The 18,757-nt window shown below is 58.6% G+C and carries 19 protein-coding genes; 13 read left to right on the top strand and 6 right to left on the bottom strand.

The genetic code is table 11. The features are described from left to right. Nucleotides 1–476: 476 nt before the first annotated feature. The 8 genes from HMPREF2847_RS09090 (at nt 477) to HMPREF2847_RS09055 (ending at nt 8,229) form a co-directional block, all read left to right on the top strand. Nucleotides 477–3,671 carry a DUF4040 family protein gene (locus HMPREF2847_RS09090; protein WP_070852207.1) on the top strand — a complete coding sequence of 1,065 codons (3,195 nt, stop codon included), beginning with the start codon at nt 477–479 and terminating at the stop codon, nt 3,669–3,671. Beyond that, complete coding sequence (locus HMPREF2847_RS09085; RefSeq protein WP_070852206.1) at nt 3,668–4,150, top strand: sodium:proton antiporter; 483 nt, start codon at nt 3,668–3,670, stop codon at nt 4,148–4,150. Before HMPREF2847_RS09090 ends, HMPREF2847_RS09085 begins: the two co-directional genes overlap by 4 nt. A 23-nt stretch (nt 4,151–4,173) precedes the next feature. Continuing rightward, complete coding sequence (locus HMPREF2847_RS09080) at nt 4,174–5,715, top strand: monovalent cation/H+ antiporter subunit D family protein (protein WP_070852209.1); 1,542 nt, start codon at nt 4,174–4,176, stop codon at nt 5,713–5,715. Further along, nucleotides 5,715–6,197 carry a Na+/H+ antiporter subunit E gene (locus HMPREF2847_RS09075; RefSeq protein ID WP_070852205.1) on the top strand — a complete coding sequence of 161 codons (483 nt, stop codon included), beginning with the start codon at nt 5,715–5,717 and terminating at the stop codon, nt 6,195–6,197. The genes HMPREF2847_RS09080 and HMPREF2847_RS09075 overlap by 1 nt, the downstream gene beginning before the upstream one ends. Next, nucleotides 6,194–6,484 (top strand): monovalent cation/H+ antiporter complex subunit F, encoded by a 291-nt coding sequence (locus HMPREF2847_RS09070; RefSeq protein WP_005511667.1) that lies wholly within the window; start codon nt 6,194–6,196, stop codon nt 6,482–6,484. The genes HMPREF2847_RS09075 and HMPREF2847_RS09070 overlap by 4 nt, the downstream gene beginning before the upstream one ends. 24 nt (nt 6,485–6,508) lie before the next feature. Further along, entirely contained in the window at nt 6,509–6,850 is a 342-nt protein-coding gene (locus tag HMPREF2847_RS09065; RefSeq protein WP_016421914.1) for a monovalent cation/H(+) antiporter subunit G, read from the top strand. A gap of 588 nt (nt 6,851–7,438) precedes the next feature. Next, nucleotides 7,439–7,741 carry a hypothetical protein gene (locus HMPREF2847_RS09060; RefSeq protein WP_070852204.1) on the top strand — a complete coding sequence of 101 codons (303 nt, stop codon included), beginning with the start codon at nt 7,439–7,441 and terminating at the stop codon, nt 7,739–7,741. Between the two features lie 140 nt (nt 7,742–7,881). After that, nucleotides 7,882–8,229 carry a hypothetical protein gene (locus HMPREF2847_RS09055; RefSeq protein WP_070566788.1) on the top strand — a complete coding sequence of 116 codons (348 nt, stop codon included), beginning with the start codon at nt 7,882–7,884 and terminating at the stop codon, nt 8,227–8,229. Between the two features lie 225 nt (nt 8,230–8,454). On the opposite strand, the gene HMPREF2847_RS09050 is transcribed toward HMPREF2847_RS09055, so the two are convergent. Beyond that, nucleotides 8,455–9,984, bottom strand: a complete 1,530-nt coding sequence (locus HMPREF2847_RS09050; protein ID WP_070852203.1) for a catalase — start codon at nt 9,982–9,984, stop codon at nt 8,455–8,457. A gap of 363 nt (nt 9,985–10,347) precedes the next feature. Here HMPREF2847_RS09050 and HMPREF2847_RS09045 point away from each other — a divergent pair, with 363 nt between their 5' ends. From HMPREF2847_RS09045 to HMPREF2847_RS09030, 4 genes are all read left to right on the top strand, one after another. Then, a complete protein-coding gene (locus HMPREF2847_RS09045) occupies nt 10,348–11,457 on the top strand; it encodes an efflux RND transporter periplasmic adaptor subunit (protein WP_070852202.1) in 1,110 nt (369 codons plus the stop codon). Nucleotides 11,458–11,466: 9 nt separating this feature from the next. Continuing rightward, the gene (locus HMPREF2847_RS09040) at nt 11,467–12,204 is read left to right on the top strand and encodes an ABC transporter ATP-binding protein (protein WP_070852201.1); all 738 of its coding nucleotides are present in this window, start codon (nt 11,467–11,469) and stop codon (nt 12,202–12,204) included. After that, nucleotides 12,191–13,624: an ABC transporter permease gene (locus HMPREF2847_RS09035; protein WP_070852200.1), complete on the top strand. Its 1,434-nt coding sequence runs from the start codon at nt 12,191–12,193 to the stop codon at nt 13,622–13,624. The genes HMPREF2847_RS09040 and HMPREF2847_RS09035 overlap by 14 nt, the downstream gene beginning before the upstream one ends. Nucleotides 13,625–13,732: 108 nt before the next feature. Beyond that, on the top strand, nt 13,733–14,311 hold the full coding sequence (locus HMPREF2847_RS09030) for an RNA polymerase sigma factor (protein ID WP_070852199.1): 579 nt from the start codon (nt 13,733–13,735) through the stop codon (nt 14,309–14,311). Nucleotides 14,312–14,370: 59 nt separating this feature from the next. Here the strand turns inward: HMPREF2847_RS09030 and HMPREF2847_RS09025 are convergent, their stop codons facing one another. From HMPREF2847_RS09025 to HMPREF2847_RS09005, 5 genes are all read right to left on the bottom strand, one after another. Beyond that, nucleotides 14,371–14,922, bottom strand: a complete 552-nt coding sequence (locus tag HMPREF2847_RS09025) for a hypothetical protein (protein WP_070852198.1) — start codon at nt 14,920–14,922, stop codon at nt 14,371–14,373. Next, complete coding sequence (locus HMPREF2847_RS09020) at nt 14,919–15,374, bottom strand: hypothetical protein (protein WP_070852197.1); 456 nt, start codon at nt 15,372–15,374, stop codon at nt 14,919–14,921. Before HMPREF2847_RS09020 ends, HMPREF2847_RS09025 begins: the two co-directional genes overlap by 4 nt. Then, nucleotides 15,361–16,449 carry an Asp23/Gls24 family envelope stress response protein gene (locus HMPREF2847_RS09015; RefSeq protein WP_070852196.1) on the bottom strand — a complete coding sequence of 363 codons (1,089 nt, stop codon included), beginning with the start codon at nt 16,447–16,449 and terminating at the stop codon, nt 15,361–15,363. The genes HMPREF2847_RS09020 and HMPREF2847_RS09015 overlap by 14 nt, the downstream gene beginning before the upstream one ends. After that, nucleotides 16,446–16,643 (bottom strand): hypothetical protein, encoded by a 198-nt coding sequence (locus tag HMPREF2847_RS09010; protein ID WP_005511694.1) that lies wholly within the window; start codon nt 16,641–16,643, stop codon nt 16,446–16,448. Before HMPREF2847_RS09010 ends, HMPREF2847_RS09015 begins: the two co-directional genes overlap by 4 nt. A 65-nt stretch (nt 16,644–16,708) precedes the next feature. Beyond that, on the bottom strand, nt 16,709–17,236 hold the full coding sequence (locus HMPREF2847_RS09005) for an Asp23/Gls24 family envelope stress response protein (protein ID WP_070852195.1): 528 nt from the start codon (nt 17,234–17,236) through the stop codon (nt 16,709–16,711). A gap of 861 nt (nt 17,237–18,097) precedes the next feature. Between HMPREF2847_RS09005 and HMPREF2847_RS11350 the strand changes: the two genes are divergently transcribed. Then, nucleotides 18,098–18,730, top strand: coding sequence for a trypsin-like serine protease (locus HMPREF2847_RS11350; RefSeq protein WP_080969619.1), 633 nt, complete (start codon nt 18,098–18,100; stop codon nt 18,728–18,730). Nucleotides 18,731–18,757: the final 27 nt, after the last annotated feature.

The following is an 18,757-nucleotide window of genomic DNA, read 5'->3' as shown; positions in this document are numbered from 1 at the left end:
GGCATGCGGACACACTTTTCTTTACTTAACCCTTCAGGGACGCTAGACAAAAAGCGTGCCTGGTTCTCACGGTAGTGACTGGCCAGCCCCCACTGCGGCAGCACCACAGCCCGGGATTACGTGGCAAAACTGACAGCCCGAAAAATTACGGGCTGCAAATGTGAAACTGTGCGAGTTTATGACACTTTCAGGCCATTTTTCGGGCCATTTTTGACATAACCGCAGTCAGTAACTCGGATCGACTCAACGCCACCTGACATAAACGCAGTCAGTAACTCGAATTGGGGATAAGTAGCGAAGGTGCCCACCCGCCGACGCACCGTTCATCACTCGTTCCACTATTTTTTCGCTACCGGGTCCACAGAGCCTTACCCCACTCCCCCAAATGCCCCTTTCACCCCGCGTAGAGCAATTTCGTGGCTGTTAGTCTGTAGAGGTACGAACTTTTTTAACAGCAATGTGAAAGTAGCCCCCAAGTGACGCACCTGGCAGCAGCTCTGGCATCAGCCAGCTCCTTTACAGCCAGTCCGCCGTCGGCGACCGCACCACCAGACCAGACATTGGCTTCTGAGTTTGCGTCCGGCGGCGTATCGGCAACATTGAATTCTTTAGATTCCGTTCTTTCTGCCCCGGCAGCTATTTCTGCCCCAGCAACTATTTCTGCCCCGGCAAGCAGCTCCGCAGAGCACGCGACAACGCTCGCAGCCCAAGCAGCCCAAGCAGCCCAAGCAGCTCAAGCCACCCAAGCAGCCCAAGTCTCCGCCGACAGCCTGACCCTCCTTTCGGTCCCGCTGCTGGTCGCGGTTGCCCTGGCGCTGACCCCGCTGTTTGTGAAGCTCCTTGGTCGTCACGCAGGCTGGCCCATCGTCGCGTTTTTTCTCGCGTCGGTGGTCCAGCTTTCGCGTGTAACGGGCGATATCCTCGACGGCACCACCTTCACCTGGTCCCGCGTCTGGTCCCCGGAGCTAAACGCGGCGTTTGCGCTGAAGCTCGATCCTCTCTCCATGGTGTTCAGTTTCTTGGCGCTGTTGGTGGGCTCGATAGTCTTCATCTACTCCACCGCGTATTTGCCGCCGAAGAAATCCGCGATGAGCTTCTACGTCCTGATGACGGCGTTCATGCTGGCGGTTTTGCTCCTCGTACTTGCCGACGACATCATGCTCCTCTTCATCGGGTGGGAGCTGGTCTCGATGGCGTCGTTCCTGCTCATTGCAAGGTCGGGCTCGTCGGGCGAGTTGGGCTCGTTGCGCACACTCCTGCTGACCTTCACCGGCGGCCTGCTGCTTCTGGCCGCCCTCGGCGGTGCGGTGTGGCTGACCGGTTCCACGAACCTCACCGAGGTTTTGGCTTCGCCTGAGTGGGAGGCCAACCCGACAGCGCGTAGCCTCATTGCCGCGCTGGTGGCCCTAGGTGCTTTCACGAAGGCAGCTCAGTTCCCTTTCCACGCCTGGCTTCCAGAGGCCATGGCGGCAGCAACTCCCGTCTCGGCTTTCTTGCACGCTGCGGCCGTCGTCAAGGCGGGCGTTTACCTGCTGATGCGTTTTTCCACGGTCTTCGCAGACGTGCGCGTGTGGCAGTTGCTGCTGATTGTCATGGGTATGTGGACGGCTGTTGCCACGGCCTACTTTGCGCTGCAGCAGACTGACTTGAAGAAGCTGATTGCGTACTCGACGGTCTCGCAGTTGGGTTGGATTGTCGCCACGATTGGCGTGGGCACGAAGTTCGCCATTATGGCTGCGGTTGTGCACACCATTGCGCATGCGATGTTTAAGTCTTCGCTGTTCATGATGGCCGGTGTGGTTGATCACCAGGCGGGCACGCGCGACATTCGTCGCTTGGGTCCGCTGTGGAAGCAGATGCCGTGGAGCTTTGGCTCGATGATTTTCGGTGCGGCATCGATGGCGGCAATTCCGCCGTTCTTCGGCTTCATGTCGAAGGAGGGCATGCTGACCGCATTCGAGGGCGCACCTTTGACCAACACCGGTGTCGTCATCCTGCTGACAGTGGCGGCGATTGGTGCGATTGGTACTTTCGCGTACTCGGCACGTTTGGTGTTCGGTGCATTCGTGGATGGTCCGCGCAACGTTGACCACATCAATGAGGCCCCGATTTCGCTGTGGCTTCCGGCCGCCATTCCTGGCGTGCTGAGCCTGCCTGCAGCCTTCGCTGCCGGTGCTATTTTGAACCGTCCGCTGGACCGCGTGGCGGATACGGTCGGTCAGCTTCCGGCTGGCACGACTCAGGAATCGCACTTGAGCCTGTGGCACGGCGTGAATGTGCCGCTGATTATCTCTGTGATTGTGCTGGCTGTCGGCGTGGGCTTCATCTTCACTCGCGCCCGCATAGGCGCCGTCATGGCCGACCGCAAGCTCTTCCCGTTCACCGGCGTGGAGGCAATCAATGCGTCGCTGAGCGTCTCGCAGCGTGTGGGTCGCGTGCTGGCCAAGATGGCGCGTTCGCATCAGCCGTCGCGTCACCTGTTGCCGCTGCTTGGTCTGCTCGCGGTGTACGCCCTGGCCATCGCAATCGCTCCGGGTGTCGGCGGTGCTCCTGTGCTACCGAAGATCGACGACATCGACCACCTGACCGATCTGATTCCGCTGGTCGTTGTCCTGATTGGCGTGTGGGCCACGCTTCGGGCAAAGAACCGTCTGCAGGCGGCTGTGCTGCTCAGCGTCACCGGTGTTGGTGTCACGTTGCAGATTCTCCTGCTGGGCGCACCAGATGTGGCATTGACGCAGTTCATGGTGGAAATCCTGACTGTCGTGCTGATGATGCTGGTGCTGCGTTTCCAGCCGCGTGCGTTCTCTGAAACCACGAAGAACCGCCAAGCTTCCGCTGCGGTTGTGGCTGTTGCCGTGGGCTTGGCTACGTTTGGCGCGGTGTGGTTCCTCACTGGCCGTCGTCAGTTGCCTGAGGTTGCGCAGTGGTACATCGACAACACGGAGAAGGTCACGGGCGAAACCAATATTGTCAACGTGATCCTGGTTGAGTTCCGTGCTTTCGATACCATGGGCGAGCTGGCGGTTCTCGGTATGGCGGGTGTCGCGATGGCGGCAGTTGTCACGTCGATGCCTCGCTTCCCGCACCTGCTCGATCAGCCTTCCCCGCTTGCGGAGCCCGCTCTGAACTCCATCATGATGCGCTGGCTGGTCCGCTGGCTGTCGCCGGTCCTTTTCGTCCTGTCTGCTGTGGTTCTCTACCGCGGCGGTACCGCTCCGGGCGGCGGCTTCAACGCGGCGCTGATTGGCGCCGCTGCCGTCATGCTGATTTACCTGTCCAAGGACCGCGACGAGCTGGTCTTCGGCAAGAAGACCCCAGTGGCGCTCAGCGCTGCGGGTGTCATCACGGCAATCGTCACGGGCTTCATCGGTTTCGCCAAGGGGTCGTTCTTGGCACCGCTGTACGGCGAGTTCCTGGGCCAGCACCTCACCACGGCATTGCTTTTCGACGTCGGCGTGTACCTGGCCGTCATCGGCATTGTGGCAACCGCGCTGAATCTCTTGGGCGGCCCGAACCGTCCTGGTATGACCGGGTCGGACGATGTGCTGCAGGATCTCTACTCAGACCGCTCGAGCTTGCGAGTGCCGCCGGAGATGGGCGTGTTCGCCTCAGAAACGGAGAGCACCCCTGCCCCAGCTCATGCCACCGTTGAGGAGGCCAAGAAGTGATTATCGCCATCATGGCTGCCGTCCTCGCAGGCGGTGGCACGTACCTGGTGCTACAGCGCGGCATGTTGCGCACCATTATCGGTATGACTCTGATTTCACATGCCGCCAACCTGATTATTTTGTCCACGGGTGTCGGTGCCTGGCGCGGCGAGCCGCTGCTGGGCAACGAAGCCACTGCGGGCGCTGGCGCTGCCGAGCAGATGGCTGACCCGTTGCCGCAGGCATTCGTGCTGACGGCCATCGTGATTACCATGGCCGTGACCGCTTTCATGCTGGCACTGGCTGGTTTGGGCCGCGATGACGACACTCGTATCCATGAGGACCGCGAGGCTATGCGGCAGCTGTCGACGGCTGGTCGTCGTGTGGGTAAGAATGTTCCGGCGGACTCGGACTCCACGGTCACCGGTACCCCAGGGGTCTCTTCGGCTCCGAACAAGTTCCCGCGCGAGACTCCTTTCGGCGGTGACGAGAAATGGTAGAAGCCTCTGCAATGACCTCTGCAATGTCTCCTTCAACTCTGTCTTCGCTACTGCCACTGTTTGCGGCACTGCCGCTGATTTTGTCGGCAGTCACAGCCATCCTGCCGAAGCTGTGGATGCGTGCGACGATGGGTATCGCCGTTCCAGCCCTATCGTCGCTGGCTGCATTTTGGGTGATGTTCTACGTCACTGAAAACGGCCCGGTCGGCCACGGTGTGGGCGCGTTCCCCGGTGGTATCTCGATTCCTTTCTTGGCGGACACGTTCTCCATGCTGATGCTGGGCGTGGCCGCAGCTGTGGTCGCCATCGGTAACTGGTTCGCCCACGTCGCGGGTGAAAATACCTCGCGGTTCTTCCCCTCCCTGACGCTGATGATGCTCGCGGGCATGTCGGGCGCTTTCCTGACTGCCGACCTGTTCAACTTCTTCGTGTTCATGGAGGTCATGCTGCTGCCCTCCTACGGCCTGATTGCAGTAACCGGTACCTGGCACCGCCTGGCTGCTGGTCGTAACTTCGTGCTGGTCAACCTCTTGACCTCCACGGTGCTGCTGATTGGCGTCGCGCTGATCTACGGCTCGGCGGGCAATGTGAACATCGCAATGCTGGCCGACATGGCCAGCGAGGGCGGCCCTGGCGGCACGGGTGTGGTCGCGCTGGGCATTGTCATCATCGCACTGTGTGTGAAGGCTGGTTTGGTTCCGGCGCACACTTGGTTGCCGAGGACGTACCCGTCGACAAGCCCTGCGGTGATGGCGCTGTTCTCTGCGGTACATACGAAGGTTGCGGTGTACATGCTGTTCCGCATCTACGTCGTGATTGTGGGCATGAACCCCTCCTGGCACTGGCCGATCATTATCATCATGGCAATCTCGATGCTGGTCGGCGCGTTTGCTGGTCTCGCCGAGAACACCATGCGTGAGGTGCTCGCCTACCAGATGGTCACGGGTATGCCGTTCATTCTGATTGTGCTGGCGTTCACGGATGCTAACGACGGCCAGGGCGCCAAGGCGGCACTGGCTGCGGGTATTTTCTACGCAATCCACCACATGGTGACTGTCGGTGCCCTCATTCTGGGCTCCGGTGCGGTGGAAGAGACCTACGGTACGGGTACGCTGTCCAGGCTTTCTGGGCTTGCTCGCCGCGACCAAGCAGTCGCTTGGGTGATGGCGGCGATGAGCTTCTCCATTGTTGGCTTCCCGCCATTTTCCGGTGTGTGGGGCAAGGTGGGCATTGTCTTCGCCTCTGCTGCTACTGGCGATTCCCGTTCGATTGTTGCAATCACCGCAATCATCGTGGCCTCGCTGGGCTCGCTGCTGGCCATGATTCGGCTGTGGCGCGCGGTCTTCTGGGGCCGCCCCATGCAGGGCGTGGACGATTCCGTTCGCGTTCCGGGCGCGCTGGTTGCACCGTCCGCCATGCTGGCAATTGTTTCTGTGGCGATGTTCGTCGCGGTCGGTGCCGTCACTTGGGCAACTACCGGTGCGGCTGATGCGCTGCTGAATATTGATGGCTACCGCGAGGCCACTCTCGGCGGGGTTGAAAACGCCATCGGAGGTATTTACTGATGAAGTTCCTGCATGTTATCCGCTATTCCCTCTGGCTGGTCTGGCAGGTTGTTGTGGCTGCGACGGACGTGGTGCGTGATACGCTGCGCCCGCACCAGAAGCAGCAGCCGGTGCTCATTGGGCTGCCGCTGCGTGTGACGTCTGACCTTGAGGTCACTCTCTTTGCCGAGTCCATCACCATGACTCCTGGCACGCTGGTCTGCGGTGTCCGTGAGACCGATGCGGGGCGGTTGTTCATCATCCACGCAATCTTCGGTGCCGACCTGGACGCGCTGTACGACTCCCTCTACGACATGGAGGAGCACCTCGTTCCCAGCCTCCGCGATGTCCCCCGCCCGAAGGCTTTCGTCTTCGAGGAGTACAACGCGGACAAGTTCATTGACCCGGATGCCGTCGTCGGCGTTGCCGCTGAGATCGACCATGGTCTGCCGCTGCCGGATGGCATTGCCTCCAAAGGCGAAGACAAAGGAGCACGCTCATGAATGACACATTGATCGATCCCACCGCAGTACAGGTAATTAGCGGCATTGGCATTGCTCTATGTTCAGTGGCGCTGCTTGTGGGCGTGGTGCTGATCTTCCGAGTCAAGGGCAATGTCTCACGCGCAGTGCTTTCCGACGCTGCCTTCTACCCCATGGTGGGAGTGTTCCTCACAACTGCCATGCTGCGGACTACGGCCATCACTTTCGATATTGCAATGCTGGCGGGTCTGCTTGGCATTTTGTCGACCGTGGGCCTGGCCCGAGTTATTTCCCGTGGCCGCCGCTAAGACCGATTAAGGACGAATCGCAATATGAGTATCGCTTCAATTCTTGTAACTATATTGTTTGCCGTGCTGGTCATTGGCGGATCTTTGTACCTGCTCCTGGCGGGCGTGGCCATGTGGCGCTCTAAAGATGCCTTGAGCCGGTTGAACCAGCTTTCAGCCGGAATCATGGTGGGTATCCCCGCACTGGTGATTGCCAACTTGGTCCTAGAGGCCGACCAGGGCGATCTGACGTGGGGCAAAACCCTCACCGCCATTCTGGCCATTGTTGCTGTCCTGGTCGTCGCTACTGTCGCCTCCGAGGTACTTGGACGCGCGGTGCTGGGTGCCCGTGATGGCTCCGCGGAGGACTACGTGCCGGAGCGGTAGCTAGCGGCACGGGAAGCGTCCCGCATACGCCGCTTCCGGCGGGTTTCAGAGCAGCCTCTCAGTGCTCTCCAAGACCCCCTTTTGGCCACCCACCCTACCCAAAAGGGGGTATGTTTCCCCACACTTTTGGCCTCCCGCAATGTGATGTACCTCTCATGGGATATGGGTCGCTCGTTAATCCCGTTTATGCCCCTAAATTGAGTGGCAGTTTTTTCCGTTAACTAAACTTTGGTTTCCCTTAGTTAGGGAACCCTTGGTTATCATTTTTGTTGAATTCGCCGTTTGCCTGCACCTTTGTGACACCAAGAACAAAACAATCAATGCAATCCCGGTAAATATTAGGAAAACAACACTTTTGTCATCCGATATTCAGGCAGAGACCGGGGTCGTCCCGATCGACTCAAAACCGCCCTCTTTCCAATATTTTTAGACGAATTTGAGCGAGCTTCAGGGGACACAACCGACCGGAAGCGGACCGAGGCACTTATTTTTTCATTGCAGCCCCTTGCCCCATCGGTTAACTTAATTTCTGTGAGTCAGCCAAGAGCGACTCAAAATCTTTACCCCCGAGAACCTAAGGATTTTCTCATGTCCTGCTCTGCAGAAGATATCGCAACCATCCTCGAAGCCCTTCCGGCCGTCACCGTCGAGAGCCCGCTGCCGGCTTTCGAGCAGCTGGCTGGCAACGACATCAACTTCGCAAACGTTGGTGGCGACCTGAACCTGCCGTTCGGTAACGACTTCCTGGACATCACCTCCAACGACGACTACTCCACCCACGACTCCAACGACGTCACCGTTTCCGACTTCCTGAACCCGGAGACCCACGTCGACCAGCACAAGGACTTCGACTTCCTGAACCCGAGCATCACTGGCGTTGGCGCCGAATAAGCTCCCGGGCTTCATGGCAGGACAATAGCTCCGCCAATCCTTGACACAATAAACCGCCAGTCTCTAAAAAAGACTGCGGTTTATTGTTCAGTTAAAACCGATATTTTTCATTTCGTTACTGTCTAAAAGGAACACCAAAAATGGACGTCACTCCTATCGTTGAGGTTCTGGAAGCAATGCCTTCCGGCCCGACCGTCAACGTCACCTTCGAGATTAACCCGACCATCGATGGTGATCTGACCCTCCTGGAAACCGGTGACTGGAACGCTCCGTTCGGCCGCGACTTCATGGACATCAACATCACGAACGATCAGTCCACCCACAATGACAACTCCACCCACGTCTCCGGCGTTGAGGCTGACAGTGTCTCCGACGCTGCCGAACAGGGTCGAGAGGTGTCCGAGTCCGCCGAAGAGGCTGACGAGGCTGCAGCTGCTCCGAAGTCGTTCTTCAACGGCTCCCCGAGCCTGCCGGGCATCGGGGTCTAAAACAGCTCACACTTAGGGTTGTTCCTTAGCCGCCCCAAACCGGGTCGGCGTGCAGGCAACCACCAAGCCCGTGGCTGTCATGCACAGACAGAATTTTTAAATAAGCGTTAGCCCTGCAGATGGTCAAACGACCTGCAGGGCTAACGCTTTTCTATTTACTTTGATCTACCGCGTGGCTGTGCAGCTCTACTCTGCGGTTTTACTGCACAGCCCCGCGTAGCTGCCTTACTTCGTTGCCTTGAAGCGCTTTTCCACCTCAGCACCGAGCCAGGAATCAACGTTGGTCCAGTACTGGTAGACACGCTGCTCCACCTCTGGGGAAACGCCCTGCATGGCACCGACGATGTTGTCTGCCAAGCGATCGCGCTCGGCATCGTCCATCACGTTGCGAACAAGGTCGCCTGCCTGCGAGAAGTCATCATCCTCGGGGTGCTGGACGTACGCGCCGGCGTAGAACTCTTCGCCCACGCTTTCCCACTGGCCAAAGGTGCCAGCGTCAACCTGGCCCGCGTGACCGGAGTGCACTGGGCAGCCAGCGGCCTTGGCGGCAGCCGCTGTATCGGCCTCCGGGCCGCGTCCGGTGGCGTTGGAGCCATGAACCGGCAGGTTCGGGTCCGCGTAGTGGTAGGTGCCGTAGCCATCCTGCGAGAAGGAATTCACTGGGCAGCGCGGCTGGTTCACCGGCAGCTGGTCATGGTTGACACCAAGACGGTAGCGGTGCGCATCAGCGTAGGAGAACACACGAGCCAGCAGCATCTTATCCGGGGAGAAGCCAACACCCGGGACGGTATTCGACGGCGCGAATGCGGCCTGCTCAATCTCGGCAAAGAAGTTGCCCGGATTGCGGTTCAGGGTGAAGTGACCGACCGGAATCAGCGGGTAGTCCTTCTGCGACCAGGTCTTGGTCAGGTCGAACGGGTTCACCTTGTAGCTGGCGGCCTCGTCGTAAGGCATAATCTGCACCTTGACGTCCCAGGTTGGGTAGTCGCCGCGCTCAATTGCCTCGAAGAGATCCTGGCGAGCATGGTCGGTGTTTTCGCCTACCAGCTCAGCGGCCTCATCATCCGTCAGGAAGTCCCAGCCCTGGCGAGTCTTAAAGTGGTACTTAACCCAGAAACGCTCACCTTCAGCGTTAATCCACTGGTAGGTGTGGGAACCGAAGCCGTCCATATGACGGAAGTCCTTCGGAATACCACGGTCACCCATCAAGTAGGTGACCTGGTGAGCGGACTCCGGAGAGGCAGTCCAGAAATCCCACTGCATATTGGCATCGCGCAGACCCGTATCCGGCAGGCGCTTCTGAGAGTGGATGAAGTCCGGGAACTTAATGCCATCGCGGATAAAGAACACTGGAGTGTTGTTGCCCACGATGTCGAGGTTGCCCTCTTCGGTATAGAGCTTCAGCGAAAAGCCACGCACGTCACGCCAACCATCCGGGGAGCCCTGCTCACCAGCGACAGTGGAGAATCGCGCCAGCATCGGAGTGACAGTGTTCGGCTGGAAGACGGCAGCCTTGGTGTACTTGGAGACGTCCTCGGTGACGGTCAGCTCACCGAAAGCACCTGCACCCTTAGCGTGAACAACGCGCTCCGGAATGCGCTCACGGTTGAAGTGCGCAAGCTTTTCCAGCAGGTGGACGTCGTGGAGGTTAATACCTCCCTGTAGGCCATTGGTTTGCGAGTGCTGCTCTGTAGGAACCGGCGCACCGTTGAGACGAGTGGTCGGACCATTGGAGCCTTCATAGAGATTCGACATGGGGGCGTTTCCTCCTAAAGACAAGGGCTAGATGACAGTCACAACATGCCCTGACGTTTTCCACCCTACACGAAGTTTCACCTTTTTTCCTATTAGTTGCCCGCGATTGATATGTGGACTTAATTATTAGTCCGATTAGGTTCGCTGTATCGGCGACAAACAACCGACCCCAAAAAGGACAGATTTCCCCAAGGAAAACCACACACAATGACCGTCGAAAAGCACTTACTGCGCTTTCAAGCAATACCTATCAGCAGTGAATAAAAGGTATAGCCAGCACTACCACTGCCCGCAGGCGTTGAGGGTAGGATTTTTCGCGTACCACGCTGTCAATTTGGATTTTGATCGGATACTTCTGCAGACATGAAAAAACAAGGGAGGGGCGCAAAAGCGCTCACAATCTTCAAGTACACGCTGGCGTTGCTGGCGACCATTGCGCTTCTCAAGATCGCATTCTTCCCCGCTAACGACGAGGACTTTGCGCAAGCAACCGGTGATTTCTCCCAACCCACCACGGAGCTATCCCCTCAGCGGATCAATAACACGCAGAAGCTGTCTGCCACCATCGTCCCGGATGAGCCCACGGTGATCCGCGCTAACGCGTCTGGTGAAATCACTGACGCCTTTGTCAACAGCGGCGGCAACGCCGTAGAGGGGCAAAACCTGCTCCAGGTGAAGAAGACCTCGGTGTCCGAGACTGCCAGCACCTCCGGCGGCGCGGATTCCGATGATGAAAGCGCCGCAGCCGCTGCGCCCGAAACCACCGTAACCTGGGGCAACATCACCGCTAAGGCTTCTGGCACTGTGCAGTGGGATATCGTCATTGGCCAGACGGTCGAGATTGGCCAGGAAATTGGCACCATTTCGCCGAATAGCTTCCACGCCGTAGCACCTATCAAGCCGAGCCAGCTGTACACGCTGGGAGACTCGATTAACAATGGCCGCCTCGCTATCACCGATGGCCCGGCACCATTTTTGTGTGATTCGGTGAAGACTGTCACGGGAAGTGGCGCAGGCTCGCAGAACACCGGCGCCGGAGAGGGTGCTGGCATGGGTGCCGCCGCTGCCGGTAATTCCTCGGGCGGCCCACAGCTGCGCTGCGATATTCCCGCAGATCAGACCGTCTACGAAGGTGTTCCCGCAACGCTGATTCTTGGCAGCGGCACGACCTCGGAGGTTCCAGCACTGCCAGTGACCGCCGTGGAGGGACGATTCCGCGAAGGTGTTGTCTACGCTCCAGCTAAGGATGGCGGCAAGCCCACCAAGATCAAGGTCGAGCTGGGCGCCAATGATGGCACTTTCATTGAAATCAAGCATGGTCTGAAGGAAGGCCAGCAGGTTTTGGAGTACGTGCCTTCCTACAAGAACGAGTTCGCTGGCGACGGCAGCGGCGACGGCACTGGCACCGGCGCTGGTGATGGCAGTGACACTGGCTTCGATGAGTCCGGCGATGACGCTGGCTCTGAAAAGTAGGCCCGCGCCATGCTTAGTTTGACCGCAGTCACTCGAACAGTGACGCTGCCCAACGGCGAGGAGCTGCCTATTTTGAAAGGCATCGACCTCGAAGTGCCACGTGGTGAGCACCTCAGCATTGTCGGCCAGTCCGGTTCGGGTAAGTCAACGCTGCTGAACATCATTGGCATGCTCGATTTGCCGGATTCTGGCACGTACACGTTCAACGGCACCGATATTTCCACCTTGTCGGACAGGAAACGCGCTGCGCTCCGGGGCGATAATTTGGGATTCGTCTTCCAGCAGTTCAACCTCTTCCCTTCCCGCACCACGCTGGAAAACGTTGAGGTTCCGCTGATGTACGACCGGGGCGAGAAGTTCTGGAATCGCACCGAGCTCGCCGCCGCAATGCTGGAGCGCGTCGGCCTGGGAGACCGCCTAGAGGCCACGCCCTCGCAGCTTTCCGGCGGCGAACAGCAGCGTGTGGCGATTGCCCGTGCGCTCGTGCGCCAACCGCAGCTCATTCTTGCCGATGAGCCCACTGGTGCGCTCGATGTCGACACCGGCAAGATCGTCATGGGTCTGCTCGAAGAAGTCGCCACGGAAAACAATGCTGCGCTGATTGTGATTACGCACGATTTAGAGGTCGCCGAGCGCGGCGATCGGGCACTTGAGCTTCGCGACGGTCAGTTGCACGCCGACTCCGTCCTGCTATCTGCCGCCAACGCCATGCACGGCTTCGAGGAGGTTGCTGATGACGACGAATAAAGAAACAGAACCGAAGTCACGGCCTTCCTTCCTCTATGCAGCAACGCCTTATCTCGGCGCTCTGCTGGAAGCGTGGCATGAGCTGCGCATTAACCGTGGCCGCATCATGCTGTCGCTGGTCAGTGTGGCCGCCGCAGTGTGGGCGATGACCACAGTCATTGCGCTTGGCAATATTCTCACCAGCTCTCAGGATGCGGTAACCGCGCAGAGCACGGGTATCGCCGGCACGGTCACGTTGACTGCCGGAGCGGGTAGTTCCGGTTCTGAGGATAGTGGAGACTTCGGCGATGGCGGCTTCGGCGGTGACAGCAGCGCCGGCACAATGGCCGATAGCTTCGGCAGCTTCGGCGGCGCGGGCGTCGGCGGAAACGGACCGGACGATTTGAGCGTCATCAATCCGGACGGGTCCATCAACGACGCTTTTTCCGCTGCCACGCATCGCCTGGTAGAGACCACCCATGCCAACTTGTGGTCGCGAGTTCGCATGCAGCCAGCCACACCTGAGCACAATATGGATGACTGCGCACCGGATGATTACGAGTGTTTTTCGCCAGGTACTCCCGAGCTGATTGCCGCTGACCCCGGCTGGTTCGATATCTATGCCCGCACCATCGTGCAGGGACGCCGCTTGGAAGATGCCGATGGCCAGCGCTTGATGAACCCCGTGGTGGTCAACGACCAGTTCTACGAGAGCCTGGGAAACCCAGCGCTAGCCGACCACCCAACCTTCACTTTGAAGGAAACCGGCAATACCACTTTCACCGTGGTGGGAGTGTATAAGTCCCTCGGATCGTGGGACGCCCCGAGCATTGTCACGCACTACGATTCCTTCCTCAATGCCGGCTACGAGGGGCCGGTGGGTGAGCCGCAACTTCTCGTCGCAACGCCTGAGGAGTCCGCGAAGGAGAACCAGAAGGCGCTGCACAATATTTTCCAGGCGGAGCTCGGTCCCAGCTGGAAGGTGAATACTTCCCTGTCGGAGAAGGACACGGAGATTTCCCAGGAGATGAATAACACCATCACTACGGCGCTGGGCATTATCGGTGGCATTGTGATCGCGCTTGGTGCGTTGGGCCTGCTCACGGTCTCGATTGTCACCATCGGCCACCGTGTCCGTGAGATTGGCATTCGTCGCGCAATGGGCGCGTCAGCAGGCAGGATTTTTATCTCTGTGTTCTTGGAGTCGATTGTCGCCACGACGGTGGCGGGTGTGGTTGGCGTGATTGCCTCGATCATCACGGTCAAGCAGCTGCCGCTGGATAAGATGCTGGCGTTGCCGCTGGAGACGGGCGCCGTGGCCTACCCCGTCACGGCCGCTGTAATCGGCGTGTTGGTCGCGACGTTCGTGGGCGCGCTGGCGGGTATTATCCCGGCCACCATCGCAGTCCGCGTCAAGCCCATCGACGCCATCCGCTTCTAGCATTTCAGCCCCTAGTTCGCCTGGCTGCGTTGCCGCCTGCTTTTTGCAGGTGAGGCCACGTGCAGCCAGGCGAATTATCTTTAGGTTTTAAGTTGCTAAGCTATTGCCATGACTCCCGCACGCCTCGTCTCTAATGACGAATACATCACGCAGCTGGCGCTGAAAGCCGGCCGCGGTGATCAGGCTGCGCTGACGGAGTTCGTGCGGCTGACCCAGAAGGACGTGTGGCGTCTGGTCGCACATCTGGGCGGCGTTGATGCTGCGGATGATTTAACGCAGGAGACGTATCTGCGTGTCATGGGGGCACTTCCCCGTTTTGCGGCGCGTTCTTCTGCCCGCACCTGGCTGTTGTCGCTGGCCCGGCGCGTGTGGGTGGATTCGGTCCGCCATGATTCGGCGCGCCCCAAGAAGTCTGCGGTGGAAGTGGAAAATGCTGCCGAGCAGTTTACGACCGGCGAGTCGTGGTCAGAGCTCGCTGACGCCCGCGTGCTGCTGGAGCAGCTGCCGGAGGAACGCCGCGAGGCACTCATTCTGACGCAGGTGCTGGGTTACTCCTACGCGGAGGCCTCGGAAATCGCAGGTTGTCGCGTGGGCACTATTCGCTCCCGTGTCGCCCGTGCGCGCCGCGATCTGGTTGCCGCGCTTGACGACGGCGACAGTGCCAGCGGCGACTCTGCTGCTGTTTAGGCCCGCTCCGACCAGGGCGCCTAGCTAGCCGTTGTAGGTTGTCTCCCCCGCGAAGCTGACTAACGATCCAGTTCGATTTTGTAGGTCGAGGCGATATCCGCATGCCCGAGGGCATCACGCATGTCACGCTCCGCGTTTTTCAGGGCAGCTACAACAGCGGGGAGGCTCGCCTGCGGTGGCATTGCCACAGTCACTTCCAAGGTGGGTATTCCATTATCCCGGTAGACCCGTGAATCCGCCTGGTTGATGTGGGCGTTGCGCTCTAGATCGGTGCACACCGCATCGGCAACATCGGCGACCGGCAGCGAAATCTCTCCTAGCTTTTCCTGTGATTCCGATGCGGAAACCGTGCTGAACCGGTGCGATCGCAGATTAGCGACCACCAGGCTGCAACCGACCACCGCTAGAATCGCTGTGATTACACCGAGGACGGGAACATACCAGCTTTGCTCAGGTATTTTTTCCCAGGATTCCATCCGCCCGGTGTCATGAAGCCACTGTGCAGGAGCGAGATCGAAGTAGCTAGCAATCGCCCATGTTGCTACCAGTAGTAACAGCGCTGAGAAGAGGAACAACACAATTCGGTCGAATACGCTTACTGATGTTTTCACTTGTCATCACCTTCGTATCCGCCGTGAGTTCCGGAAGCAAGTGCCGTGCCATTCTGGATTTCTTGGTAGTCAGACTCATGCATCCAAACTGGCAGGTTGCCATCGTCATCGACGCGTACATACCGGCGCGGGGCAGGAAGGAACACCGCGATGAGCTGTCCCAGCCCATAGATTGCAGCGAGGATTCCGACGAGGAGCAACACCCATGACGCGGCTGAGCCCTGTGGGTTGCTGAACCAGTCGAATGCTGGCTGTAACCATGAGGTGTCACCTGAGCTATTGGCGCTAATGATTGCTTCTCTACCTGCGACTACGGCCACTGCAATCATCAACAGACCGGTGAAAACTCCCAGCCCGCGGACCTTTGGTGATTGACGCGGGTCACGTCCCTGGCGAGTTTCGACTGACTCGTCCGAGACCACCGCGGCCGATAACCTCTCAGTCGGCGTCATAGGGTGTCACCTCAATCTTTTTCAGTGGGCGCGGCTCTGGCGTGCTTACCACCACGGTACGTGGCTGTGGCACGGATACCGGGCGCAGCTGCTCCTGTCGCGGTGCGCGAACTTGTTTCAGCCGAGTTGGACGCGGCATTTTAACCGGCCGCAGTAGCGCTGGTCGTGGCGTCTTAACGCTAATTGTGCGTGGCGACGGCACTCGTACCGGACGCAGCTTTGGTTGCCGGGGGACACTCACCTGTACCAAGGACGTCGGCTTTGGTGCTGTGACCTTTCGCAGCTGTATTGGCCGTGGAGTTGGTGTGCGACGCACCTGTACCGGCTTCGGTGCCGAGGTGCGAGCCACTGGCAGCGGCGGCGGCGCAACAATGCGACGGGCCGGTTGCGGCTTCGGTGCCTTAATAGCCACAGCTGGTAGCGGCTTCGGCGGGATGACGGAGTGCACCGGTTGTGGAGCAGGCGCTGGGACACTGCGTACTCGTTCCGGACGCGGCGGAGTAATGCTGCGTACCGGCTGCGGTGTCACCGGCTGAATGCTACGCACTGACTGCGGCTGCGGTACTGAAATACTGCGCACTGGCTGCGGCGTCGGCACGGCGATGGACCGCACTTCTGGGACCCGCCGCACCTGCGGAGCGGTCACTACCTGCTGGTTCACCCGGACAGGTGTCAACTGCGGGTGATCTGAAAAGTACGCTAAGTCCTGTCGGGTGACACGCACGTGCCCGGGTTCGACACTGTCGATGTCAACATCGACGGTGACATTTTCAAGACCGGCCATATCAGCGAGCCAGGCGGCGACGCTTGAACGAATGCGCACCGCAATTTCCGCTGTCGGCGCCGGCCATGATGCAACGGCGCGAACTGCGACTCGAACTGCACTAACGGCATTGGTCGTGGCAGAACTAGGGGCAATCTCACTATCGATAGAGACAATTGGATAGTCGCGCCCTAGCACACGGGATTGGTCGAGGGTGCCGGGAACCGCGCGCACGGCCATCTCTACGATGCGGCGGATTGCCTTTTCGCTTACGACGGTGGTGCCACGCGTTGCTGGAACGTGGATAGTCACCGTCGGCGGCCTCCTCGGTTGAACTTACGGTTGAGCTCGGGCGCATCGATTTTGCCATCGAGTACCGCACCGGCTGCACCGGCCAGACCTCCGAAGGCAATAACCGCAAGAAAACCCGTGAAACCACCAATCATTGCGGCGAAGCACAGGACAACGGCAATCGTCGCGAAGGTCTTTGTGTAATTATCGAACATGAAATTCCCCTTTATACGGGCTTAACTGCCCATCCTGCCCGGCCTCGACGCGCAATAGTTGTTAACTACTGAACGCGTGGCTGCTCCTTGGGCTCGTTAGCAGCCGCGATGGCCTTGCGCTGCTCTTCGCGCTGCTTAGCGGCCTCTTCTTCGCGCTCCTGCGGGGTCTGGTAGTCGGTGTGGACATCGGAAACATCGACATTGACTTCAGTGACCTCGAGGCCGGTCATACGCTCAACGGAGCTAATGACGTTCTGGCGGATAGCCTCGGCCAGCTCGTGGATGGCAACGCCGTACTCAGCGATGATGGTGACGTCGACTGCAGCCTGGCGCTCGCCGACCTCAACAGCAATTCCCTGGGATACGTTGGCGCTGCCGCCGGAGACAAACTCACGGACGGAGCCAGCGAAGCGATCCATGCCGCCGCCAAGGTCATAAACACCGGAGACCTCGCGGGTAGCGATGCCGGCAATCTTGGAGACGACGCTGTCGTCGATAGAAGTGTGGCCGTGGCCGGTTCCCTTATTCGTGGAAGTCGAGCCAGCCTGAGTTGCCGGGGTGTTCTTAGCAGTGTTCTTTGCGTTGTCAGCCATGATGTGCCGTTCCTGTTCTCAGTGTTGTAGACGAAATGTCTGGACAATGCCGATGCTATAGCCGCCACAGGCAATCTGCAGTACGGCTAGGTGTACATAGCTGCGTGAGACCCCCTCTAGTAGGGCTTTCGTTACAATTGTTTCTTGGAAAACTGGATTACAGACTAGATTTTCTTTCCTTCCCCGGTATCACAGAGAGCTCTGTAATTTCTAGATTATCCCTGCTTGACGGCAGGATATGACCTGCCATTTACTGTTCTGGCATTGCGAACGAGTCCTGCTTGCCAACCGCTTGCTAACAAATTCGACAACTTTGTATAACGAGTGGCAACTTACAGCGAGATTCCACGTTTCGGTAGTGAAATAATGCTGACCATGACTGGAACGATACGAGTTCCCTCAATCGTCAGTTGAGCGTCGCCCGCGCGCGCCGCAATCTGGTTGCCACGCTTGACGACGGCGACAGTGCCAGCGGCGACTCTGCTGCTGTTTAGTGCAGCTGTTTAGGCCCGCTCCCCCGATGGGCGTTGGCCTTTCTTCTACCCCATTTTTAGAACGCTATCGCGCATGATTGCTCAGTTCGGCGTAGGTTTTGCCTTAACTGATAGTTTTATACATTTCCTTATATTCGTGATACGAAACGGGTATATGAACTGCCCGGCACGCATAAGTTCCATCTTTTTCGACGAGATTAGCTTCGTTTTTACGCATCTTTGGGATGATTGGACGCTCGCTATGCGCGTTCGTATTCGCCCTCTAGGAAACCCAACCAGAGGAAATGCTTTTCAATGTGCGGCCTGAAAACGCCACAACCAGTTTTTGGGCCGCCACCGACCAACTCACTGAGGAGCAGATTTCCCCATGAATAGACCTTCATGGATTTTCACTGTCACTGCCGTTATCACCGCTACAACCGGACTACCGGCCTACGCGGCCACCATCAACCAAGGCGATCCAGTTGTCATCGTTCACGCTAATGGACCACAGGCTAGTGTCTGTACAGCCGGCTATGTCGACAAAACCAATTCGCAAATCTACACTGCAGGTCATTGTGGACAAGACGGAGACACAGTGACGGATGGGACCTTTCAGAAAATTGGAGTATTCCAACCGTCTCCCACCTATGACCATTCACTAGATACAGGAAACGACATTGGAGTTGTCTCGCTTGATGACCCCGCTACTGCCGGTGAGAATTCGTATTCAGGCGATTCGACTCTATCCCCCACAGATGTTCAAACTGGCGAGACAGTCTGCATATACGGAAACACTACGGGGAGAGTTTCCTGCGGTTTAGCCGCTGATCGCGAGGCATACCAAATCGAGGACAACGCTCTACAGGTTCAGAACGTACACGCTCAACGAGGCGATTCCGGTGGCCCTGTATGGGTTCCGGAAAAAGGCGCTGTCGGCGTTGTATCGACTACCTGGAACATCATCGATGGGAACGGGCAGCAGCTTGGTTCCTATATCACCGCTAACTCACCCTGGTAAAAGGGCTTTGTTTGCGTAGGGCTTCCT

The sequence above is a fragment of the Corynebacterium sp. HMSC074C03 genome (assembly GCF_001838285.1).
Taxonomy (GTDB): Bacteria; Actinomycetota; Actinomycetes; order Mycobacteriales; family Mycobacteriaceae; genus Corynebacterium; species Corynebacterium amycolatum.
The sequence above is the reverse complement of the archived record's forward strand: the minus strand, read 5'-3'. Positions and strand labels throughout refer to the sequence as shown.

Excerpts from the sequence above, each read along its gene's own strand:
- HMPREF2847_RS11350 (WP_080969619.1), top strand. The coding sequence starts at position 18,098 with ATGAATAGACCTTCATGGATTTTCACTGTCACTGCCGTTATCACCGCT.
- HMPREF2847_RS09060 (WP_070852204.1), top strand. The coding sequence starts at position 7,439 with ATGTCCTGCTCTGCAGAAGATATCGCAACCATCCTCGAAGCCCTTCCG.
- HMPREF2847_RS09045 (WP_070852202.1), top strand. The coding sequence starts at position 10,348 with ATGAAAAAACAAGGGAGGGGCGCAAAAGCGCTCACAATCTTCAAGTAC.
- HMPREF2847_RS09080 (WP_070852209.1), top strand. The coding sequence starts at position 4,174 with ATGTCTCCTTCAACTCTGTCTTCGCTACTGCCACTGTTTGCGGCACTG.
- HMPREF2847_RS09070 (WP_005511667.1), top strand. The coding sequence starts at position 6,194 with ATGAATGACACATTGATCGATCCCACCGCAGTACAGGTAATTAGCGGC.
- HMPREF2847_RS09050 (WP_070852203.1), bottom strand. The coding sequence starts at position 9,984 with ATGTCGAATCTCTATGAAGGCTCCAATGGTCCGACCACTCGTCTCAAC.
- HMPREF2847_RS09010 (WP_005511694.1), bottom strand. The coding sequence starts at position 16,643 with ATGTTCGATAATTACACAAAGACCTTCGCGACGATTGCCGTTGTCCTG.
- HMPREF2847_RS09020 (WP_070852197.1), bottom strand. The coding sequence starts at position 15,374 with ATGACGCCGACTGAGAGGTTATCGGCCGCGGTGGTCTCGGACGAGTCA.
- HMPREF2847_RS09055 (WP_070566788.1), top strand. The coding sequence starts at position 7,882 with ATGGACGTCACTCCTATCGTTGAGGTTCTGGAAGCAATGCCTTCCGGC.
- HMPREF2847_RS09075 (WP_070852205.1), top strand. The coding sequence starts at position 5,715 with ATGAAGTTCCTGCATGTTATCCGCTATTCCCTCTGGCTGGTCTGGCAG.
- HMPREF2847_RS09035 (WP_070852200.1), top strand. The coding sequence starts at position 12,191 with ATGACGACGAATAAAGAAACAGAACCGAAGTCACGGCCTTCCTTCCTC.
- HMPREF2847_RS09065 (WP_016421914.1), top strand. The coding sequence starts at position 6,509 with ATGAGTATCGCTTCAATTCTTGTAACTATATTGTTTGCCGTGCTGGTC.
- HMPREF2847_RS09030 (WP_070852199.1), top strand. The coding sequence starts at position 13,733 with ATGACTCCCGCACGCCTCGTCTCTAATGACGAATACATCACGCAGCTG.
- HMPREF2847_RS09040 (WP_070852201.1), top strand. The coding sequence starts at position 11,467 with ATGCTTAGTTTGACCGCAGTCACTCGAACAGTGACGCTGCCCAACGGC.
- HMPREF2847_RS09005 (WP_070852195.1), bottom strand. The coding sequence starts at position 17,236 with ATGGCTGACAACGCAAAGAACACTGCTAAGAACACCCCGGCAACTCAG.